The sequence below is a fragment of the Enterococcus sp. E4-223 genome (assembly GCF_035727065.1).
Lineage (GTDB): Bacteria > Bacillota > Bacilli > Lactobacillales > Enterococcaceae > Enterococcus_B > Enterococcus_B faecium.
On sequence record NZ_JAPMLH010000015.1, the window covers coordinates 1 to 7,166 of the forward strand.

Annotated in this window: 9 protein-coding genes and 4 pseudogenes; 8 read left to right on the plus strand and 5 right to left on the minus strand. The window is 34.7% G+C overall.

All coding sequences use genetic code 11. The annotated features are described in order from the left end of the window. The 6 genes and pseudogenes from OS139_RS13465 to OS139_RS13490 all read left to right on the plus strand — a co-directional run. Positions 1-491: pseudogene (locus OS139_RS13465) on the plus strand (BppU family phage baseplate upper protein); the annotation flags it as partial. An 18-nt stretch (positions 492-509) separates the two neighbouring features. Then, positions 510-956: a hypothetical protein gene (locus OS139_RS13470; RefSeq protein ID WP_016627838.1), complete on the plus strand. Its 447-nt coding sequence runs from the start codon at positions 510-512 to the stop codon at positions 954-956. Between the two features lies 1 nt (position 957). After that, on the plus strand, positions 958-1,095 hold the full coding sequence (locus OS139_RS13475) for an XkdX family protein (protein WP_002290625.1): 138 nt from the start codon (positions 958-960) through the stop codon (positions 1,093-1,095). 34 nt (positions 1,096-1,129) lie between these two features. Further along, positions 1,130-1,372, plus strand: a complete 243-nt coding sequence (locus OS139_RS13480) for a hemolysin XhlA family protein (protein ID WP_002312831.1) — start codon at positions 1,130-1,132, stop codon at positions 1,370-1,372. 15 nt (positions 1,373-1,387) lie between these two features. Next, a complete protein-coding gene (locus OS139_RS13485; RefSeq protein WP_002302122.1) occupies positions 1,388-1,585 on the plus strand; it encodes a phage holin in 198 nt (65 codons plus the stop codon). A gap of 10 nt (positions 1,586-1,595) precedes the next feature. Beyond that, positions 1,596-2,873 carry a LysM peptidoglycan-binding domain-containing protein gene (locus tag OS139_RS13490; RefSeq protein WP_016627839.1) on the plus strand — a complete coding sequence of 426 codons (1,278 nt, stop codon included), beginning with the start codon at positions 1,596-1,598 and terminating at the stop codon, positions 2,871-2,873. A gap of 31 nt (positions 2,874-2,904) precedes the next feature. Here OS139_RS13490 and OS139_RS13495 read toward each other — a convergent pair whose 3' ends face one another. Then, the gene (locus tag OS139_RS13495) at positions 2,905-3,471 is read right to left on the minus strand and encodes a hypothetical protein (RefSeq protein ID WP_016627840.1); all 567 of its coding nucleotides are present in this window, start codon (positions 3,469-3,471) and stop codon (positions 2,905-2,907) included. A 79-nt stretch (positions 3,472-3,550) separates the two neighbouring features. Here OS139_RS13495 and OS139_RS13500 point away from each other — a divergent pair. Continuing rightward, positions 3,551-3,646: pseudogene (locus OS139_RS13500) on the plus strand (N-acetylmuramoyl-L-alanine amidase); the annotation flags it as partial. A 34-nt stretch (positions 3,647-3,680) separates the two neighbouring features. Here the strand turns inward: OS139_RS13500 and OS139_RS13505 are convergent. From OS139_RS13505 to OS139_RS13520, 4 genes and pseudogenes are all read right to left on the minus strand, one after another. Beyond that, the gene (locus OS139_RS13505) at positions 3,681-4,235 is read right to left on the minus strand and encodes a hypothetical protein (RefSeq protein WP_016627841.1); all 555 of its coding nucleotides are present in this window, start codon (positions 4,233-4,235) and stop codon (positions 3,681-3,683) included. Position 4,236: 1 nt separating this feature from the next. Further along, positions 4,237-4,713 carry a Panacea domain-containing protein gene (locus OS139_RS13510; RefSeq protein ID WP_016627842.1) on the minus strand — a complete coding sequence of 159 codons (477 nt, stop codon included), beginning with the start codon at positions 4,711-4,713 and terminating at the stop codon, positions 4,237-4,239. A 131-nt stretch (positions 4,714-4,844) separates the two neighbouring features. Then, positions 4,845-4,967 (minus strand): annotated as a pseudogene (locus tag OS139_RS13515) (DUF5960 family protein); the annotation flags it as partial. Between the two features lie 439 nt (positions 4,968-5,406). After that, on the minus strand, positions 5,407-5,709 hold the full coding sequence (locus tag OS139_RS13520; protein ID WP_025481530.1) for a DUF5960 family protein: 303 nt from the start codon (positions 5,707-5,709) through the stop codon (positions 5,407-5,409). Between the two features lie 1,245 nt (positions 5,710-6,954). Here OS139_RS13520 and OS139_RS13530 point away from each other — a divergent pair. Continuing rightward, positions 6,955-7,166, plus strand: a pseudogene (locus tag OS139_RS13530) (histidinol-phosphatase); the annotation flags it as partial.

A 7,166-nucleotide genomic window follows, 5' to 3' on the forward strand; every position in this document is an offset into this window, starting at 1 on the left:
AAAATGTACTGGTAGAAGAAAAGCCGTTGCCTTATGAAGCGTGGCATTCAACAGGAACTGAACAAACTGGAATTTCTAATAAAGCTCGGTTAATTATTGGACCAGTAGCAACCACCATTGGAGCAAAATTGAATCGATCCATGAAAGAGAATCCGTTGACTTGGAATTCTGGAAATTGGCAAGCCACAGCTAATCGAGACTGTACTTTGTTGGTAGAAGGGCTAGTTAGATATCAGTTTGGCGGATCAACAGCTGGCCAGTATGGTTATATTACTTTTTATAAAGACGATGCCCAAACTAGTTCAATTGGTTTTGCAGGTGGTGTTGGTATAAATGAAACTGCATTACAATGGAAGCATGGGCTTCACTTTAGTAGAATTTTCGCGTTGAAAAAAGGAGAGTACTTCAATATCACTTTTGAAACTCAGGATGGTAAGAAGTTAGATTTTTCTCAAATAAACACGCTGCACATTATGGAAATAGAATCTTAGATTAAAGGAGTGAAACGAATGAAAAACATTTGGAAATATGGACGTACTGGCGGAGAGTACGCAGGAAAAGTATTGGACGACATGCTTGTATCCGTTCCTTACACGGATCAGCCACCGCTTGAAGGGATTCGTGCTGATGGCGAACCGCTAACGATTGCTGATCAGATGTTTGATCCTAAACTGAACCAATGGATTGTTTTAGCGAACGCACTAGATCACAACGATTTAAACAATCTCAAAGTGATGTACGAGGCTCTGGAACACGAGAACGACAACCTAAAACAGCTCAATGCCGAGCTCATGCTAAACGATGTAGCAATTAAACAGGAAAATACTGCATTGAAAGAAAAAGCGGATAGTTTAGCACAAATCAATTCAAAAACGATGCTTGCTTCGTTCCAAAATAGCAAAGACATTTCAGAAATTAAAGAGCAACTAAATCCAGCTTCAAAGGGAGGTGAGTAGTATGTTTAGTTTTAGCGATGTGAAAATGATGTATGATTGGGGCTGTTTTACTGACGATCAAGTTCGACTATTCGTTCCACTATGCATTACAGACGAAGAAGCAGATAAAATTATTAGCAAAGAAGAGAGCGCATCTTAAGTGATGCGTTTTTTTGTTGGAAAGTTGGTGGAACATGAAAGAAGAAGCGCTCCAAGACGTTGTGGAGAGATTAGTAAGAATTGAAACAAAATTAGACAACTACGAATCACTTAGAGAAAAGGCTGATAGTGCAAAAGATTTGGCAGATAAAGCCTATTCAGTAGCACTAAACAATGCAGAAGACATCAAGGAAATGAAGAACAATAATAAATGGGCTTGGGGCTATATGATTGGCTTAGGCATTACAATCATTGGCTATTTCTTGACTAAATTGTAAAGGAGTTAAGAAGAAATGATTTTACCCGATAAGTATTATCAAGTCATTAAATGGACGGTTTTAACAGTATTACCAGCTGCATCTGTTTTAGTAGCCACGTTAGGAAAAGCGTATGGATGGAATGGAACAGATATGACAGTGCTGACTATCAATGCAGTAGCAACATTTTTAGGCGTTATCACTGGTGTGTCGGCTTATAACTTAAAAAAATAGGAGGAAACAAATGAAAAAGAAAATTACTATTACTGCGATGAGCCTGTTAACGGCTCTTTTTTTATTGCCAATTAATGGTTTTGCTGCAAAAAATGATCAGGGTGTGGATTGGTCGATTTATCAAGGGGAGAACGGAAGATTTGGGTACGCTCATGATAAATTTGCTATTGCACAAATTGGTGGTTATAACGGAGCTAGTTTATATGACCAATGGACCTACTCCACGCAAGTTGCTTCTGCAATTGCGCAAGGCAAACGAGCGCATACCTATATTTGGTGGGATGTGTGGGGTTCCCCAGCAATTGCTAAACAAACGATGGATTATTTCTTGCCAAAGATTCAAACGCCTAAAGGTTCAATTGTAGCGATTGATTTCGAGGGTGGGGCATCTTCTAATAAGCAAGCTAATACGGATGCCATTCTTTATGGTATGCGGCGAATTAAAGCAGCAGGCTATACTCCAATGCTTTATTCAGGAAAGCCGTTTTTATTAGCTAATGCTTATTATCAGCAAGTAATCAAAGAGTTTCCAGATTCGCTATGGATCTCTGCTTATCCTGATTATAATGTAACGCCAACTCCTAACTGGAATATTTTTCCATCGCTGGACGGTATCGGTATCTATCAATTTACCTCAACTTATATTGCTGGTGGATTAGATGGTAATATCGATTTGACTGGCATTACAGACAATGGTTATACAGGTTCAGATAAACCAGCAACAGATACTCCAGCAACGGATGCAGGGGAAGAAGCTAATGATACGCCAAAATCAGAAATTAAAGTGGGCGACACTGTGAAAGTGAATTTTTCAGCGAAAAACTGGGCAACTGGAGAAGCAATCCCACAATGGGTAAAAGGAGAAAGCTACAAGGTTCAACAGATAAATGGCAACAAAGTTTTACTTGCAAATATTTTATCTTGGATTGAAAAATCAAATGTAGAAATCTTGCCAGATTCTACAACTGTTCCAGACAAACCATCAGCTGCTATCCAAACCCATATCGTCCAATATGGAGAAACACTATCTTCGATTGCTGCAAAACACGGAACAACGTATCAAGCACTTGCTTCGTTAAATGGACTAAGCAATCCGAATAAGATCTATGCTGGACAAGTTCTAAAAGTGAGCGGAATAGCAAATGTTACTAGAACATACACTGTTCGATCAGGCGATAATTTATCATCAATCGCATCTAAGTTAGGCACAACGTATCAAGCGCTGGCACAGCGCAATGGATTATCAAATCCTAACTTGATTTATCCAGGTCAAGTACTATCATATTAAAAAAAGCCCCTCGATGAGGGGCGGTACATAGTTAATTCAATATTTTGTCTAAAAAATATGGTATAACTTTTCTAGTAGCTTTTATTTTTGTTTTATTTATATTGTTGTATCTTCCGTTATAGATCAATGGTACATCTGTTTCGCCATATTCTGTTGAAATATGAAGTTGATAATTAGGAATCCCTTCACTTTCTGTATAGGCAATTTTTAGTGCATCACCAGGCTCAATAGTTTTAGAGTAACCCATAGATTTATATATAAGTTCACTATCGTTTTTCATATCTTTAAATTTCATGATGTCAACTTTCATGGGCACGTTTGCAGGGGAAACTAGAACAATTTTTGTGGGACTTTCATCTAATGCTATTTCATCATAAATATTCTGAGGGAAATATTTTCCTTGCGTATCTATAGAGTAGAATTCTAGAGACACATCTTCATAGTATGTTTTGTTTTTTAAAAAACCAAATATTACAAAAACGATAGCTACAATAGTTAAGATTAATTCTAAGATATCTTTGGGTGTGTATTCTTTACCTAAATACCAATGTAAAAAATTATTTACTGTTTTTATTAATTTATGTTGTTCCTCTGACATTCTTTCACCTTCCAATTCACAAATTTTATTTTATCATAACAAAATAAATTCGTAATTAGCCTATTAGAAAAATATATGCATGATGCGGGCAACGAATGATCCAGAGGGAAACACTAAAGGCGGTGCGCAAGATTTTCATGATAAGCGTTGGTATTTGAATATTCCGCAACGATAAAAAAAGCCCCTCGATGAGGGGCAGTACATAAATTTTAATGATGAATCGGATTATAATCGTACATTTCGAAATTAGGTTGATTGTAATCATCATCAGGATACAATAAGTGGTGCCTATCTATAAAAATAGGATAAAAGCAATTTTGTGGCTTATTATAAAGACCTATTAGACGAACTCCTTGAGTCATACCCACTTGCCACCAAGAAATTGAGTCACCCTCAAAAGTATCGAACTCTCTTTGATGTATTTCCTTTGCTATTTTTATCGCTAAAGTTAACTTTTCGCCGGTTAATGTATGGCAATGAGGATACGGCCATTTGCTTCCAAAATTAAATATTTTATCTGAATCTTGGTATAGTTTAGGAATGATAACGTTGAATAATAGGCACATTTCATCAGCAAAATCATCTTTGCAACGGCATAAGTTAGTAAAGTTTTCTTTTTTCAAAAATTTCTTAGTTCCTTGAATCCATGGATAAACTGAATAAAAAGAAAAGCCGTTATTCGAAGGAATAGACGGCTTTTTTATGTTTCCTCCTAGAGATGTTTCTTTAATCTTTGGGATTTTATTCTTTTTTTTAGCGACCATTTTACGCACCTAATTGAGTACTATAGTATTGATAAATAGTATCGTCTTCTATAACATTTGTAGATGAGTCCATAGGTAAACAATCTTTTCTTGCCTCTATCCATGGTGTTTCAGAATGAGTTAGGTTTTCCAATTGATTACCACTAAACTCACTGTATACTTCAAATACTTGATTTAAAACATCCTCTACCTCGGAATCTAAGGCTAAATCTTCACCAAAGCCAAATTCTTTCTTCGGTATATCTCGAAAACCGTAAGTCTTATATTCCGAATATATTTCAGGAATGACAGGTCCGTGGACCCATGCTTGAAATTGTGCATCAAAAAGTTTATTATCCAAATTTTCAGGATCTTCATTTAAAAGTACAAGTCCCCAAGAATAAGCATAATACAACATTTTTTGTAATTTTTTGGGTGACATAGATTGCTTAGATAAAAACCAGCTAGTTGCATCCGTTAAACTCATAGCAATCGCCATATTAACTCCTCCTTTAGCATAAAACTTTCATATTTTACTTCATAAAATAATGAAAGTCAAATTTTGCTCATTTATAGTATATCAATGGAAATAGACTTTAGTAAAGCATTTTGAAAAAATAATCAAATTATTTAATCTTTATATTTTTCTGGATCAACGAAAGTATACTTTATATAGTCATAACGCCGATGATCGCTCCGTGCGTCTGGCACGTCAGCCACGATATCAAACAAAAAGTATACGTCTTTCTCCATTGCCACTCAAATGAGTGGCTTTTTTATGTATCCTTTTATGGATTAATGAAAGGATGTTTCACATAGTTATACTTCTGTATATTTGAAAAGTTTTAATTTGATTTTTAAATGGAAAGACATTTGGGTTAAATTGTGAGATAATAATAAAGAAGAGTTTAAAGCGTTCCCCAAAAACCACTTCCCCAAAAGTGTGTTACGCTTTAAACTCTTTTATATTTGAAGCCATTAAAAAGCATACCATATTTTTGAAAAAAAGTGAGAAAAAAGGCTTATAATTGGAGTGGTAGTTAATTAGTGACTTATTTTTGATTTTATAGCACTGATACTATAAAATATAGATATCATCATATTACACAATCTTAATACCAACTTAAAAATATCTCCTTTCATAAGTATGGTGATAAAATCCGTTCCGGGCTACCTTTTTAGGTAGCCTACTTTAATCTTTATACCTTTCTGGATCAACGAAAGTATACTTTATATAGTCATAACGCCGATGATCGCTTCGAGCGTCTGGCACGTCAGTCACGATATCAAACAAAAAATATACGTCTTTCTTCATTCTCGTTTTCGCAGCAGGGATTTTAAAGTAGTTCTTATTAGAATAGTAGAGATTGATTAATAAGCTATCTTCGATTGCTAAAAAGAAAACTTCTGAATCCCATACCTTATAAAAATCTTTGACAAATCTATTCGAAGGATCAAATTTAAACCATAATCGTGTTTTTCCTTCTATTAAAATATCTTGGTTATACGCATCTTCTTTGAAATTTAAGGTAATTGATATGTATCCCGATCAAATATTAGGGTTGTTAGAAATTAAAGACCCTAGTCCTAGTAATAATAAAATACCAGATAATCATACAGCGCAACAGTATATTGAAGATATTTACAATGTTAGATCTGAAATACAAAGAGTTCTAGATAGAATTGAAAAATGAATTTGGTAAGATAATGATGGAAATGGAAATATCGTGATAAAGTTTTTGTTACTATTTTTAATAATGCAGCAAAAAAATATTGCCACCATTTTGCCACCGATGACTGAGGTTTTCTCAGGTGTTTTGAAATGACCTAAAGATAGAAGAGATTATTTAGTTCCTTTATAACCTTTAATACTAGAAGCTTAGAGACTATCTTAGATTAATAGAGAATAGTACAGTTAGATTATTGCGAAAAGAAGCCTTCATGGCCGTTCTGAAAATGGATGAGGAAGAAAGTAAGAAGTAGCAAGGAATTTAGGAGTTTCTTAGCTTTCAAAATTTGTGAAATTCAAAAATATTCGCCCTATGTTCGCCCAAGTTTTTACTTGGGCGAATTTTTTGCATTTTAAATCAAAGATCTTTTCAGACGTTGGGCGAAAATATCAACAGCTTCATTTTTCATTTTTTTGGTTACATGTGCGTAAGCATCCATAGTAGTAACTAATCTAGAATGACCAACTCGAGCCTGGATTTCTTTTGGGTTTGCCACCGGATTGTTACCGGTGGCTTTTTTTGGTAAAATTCAAGAATTTTTTCTTAAATTCTCCATGATATCTATCGTTTCAGTTTTTATCTTATTTGTCACATGAGAATAGGTGTACATCTAATAATGCCTTGGATACCTTGGAATCAGTGGATGAGTTGGAAACAACTTTGGATTAATCAAAAGAATCCATGTATAAACTGAGTTATGCCGTTTAAGTTAGCGCAGAATCCCTAGCTATTTAAAAAATGGTTTGGCTAAGATCTCTCAAAAAGAGTATTTATTCAAATAACTTTTTAGAAAAATAATTAGGCTAGAAACAAAAGAAGCCAGCTACAAGAGCTGGAAAAGTTAATTTTTTGTATTCAGATAAATTAATATACAAATACCCGTGGTGCTAGTTAATTTTTTCCTAGAGGAAAATGTCTAAACATGTTGGTAAATCAACAAAAAAACGCATATAGTAGTCTCAAAACTCCCAAGAAATGAGGACTATTTAACAAACTACGATGGTTACGTCGTGACAACTGAACATTTTGACTTAGCCAATCCTGTTACTAAAGTCGATGATATCCCCGATTATGAAATGTACAGTCAAACAATCAATAGCTTAAATAAGCGTTTTGGCAATCGTGTTTTAAAAGGCATCGAAATCGGTTACATCGCTTCTGAAAAGGATCGGATCATCGACTATTTAGCCGATAAAGATTACGATTTAAAATTACTCAGTGT

Excerpts from the sequence above, each read along its gene's own strand:
- OS139_RS13470 (WP_016627838.1), top strand. The coding sequence starts at position 510 with ATGAAAAACATTTGGAAATATGGACGTACTGGCGGAGAGTACGCAGGA.
- OS139_RS13475 (WP_002290625.1), top strand. The coding sequence starts at position 958 with ATGTTTAGTTTTAGCGATGTGAAAATGATGTATGATTGGGGCTGTTTT.
- OS139_RS13480 (WP_002312831.1), top strand. The coding sequence starts at position 1,130 with ATGAAAGAAGAAGCGCTCCAAGACGTTGTGGAGAGATTAGTAAGAATT.
- OS139_RS13485 (WP_002302122.1), top strand. The coding sequence starts at position 1,388 with ATGATTTTACCCGATAAGTATTATCAAGTCATTAAATGGACGGTTTTA.
- OS139_RS13490 (WP_016627839.1), top strand. The coding sequence starts at position 1,596 with ATGAAAAAGAAAATTACTATTACTGCGATGAGCCTGTTAACGGCTCTT.
- OS139_RS13495 (WP_016627840.1), bottom strand. The coding sequence starts at position 3,471 with ATGTCAGAGGAACAACATAAATTAATAAAAACAGTAAATAATTTTTTA.
- OS139_RS13505 (WP_016627841.1), bottom strand. The coding sequence starts at position 4,235 with ATGGTCGCTAAAAAAAAGAATAAAATCCCAAAGATTAAAGAAACATCT.
- OS139_RS13510 (WP_016627842.1), bottom strand. The coding sequence starts at position 4,713 with ATGGCGATTGCTATGAGTTTAACGGATGCAACTAGCTGGTTTTTATCT.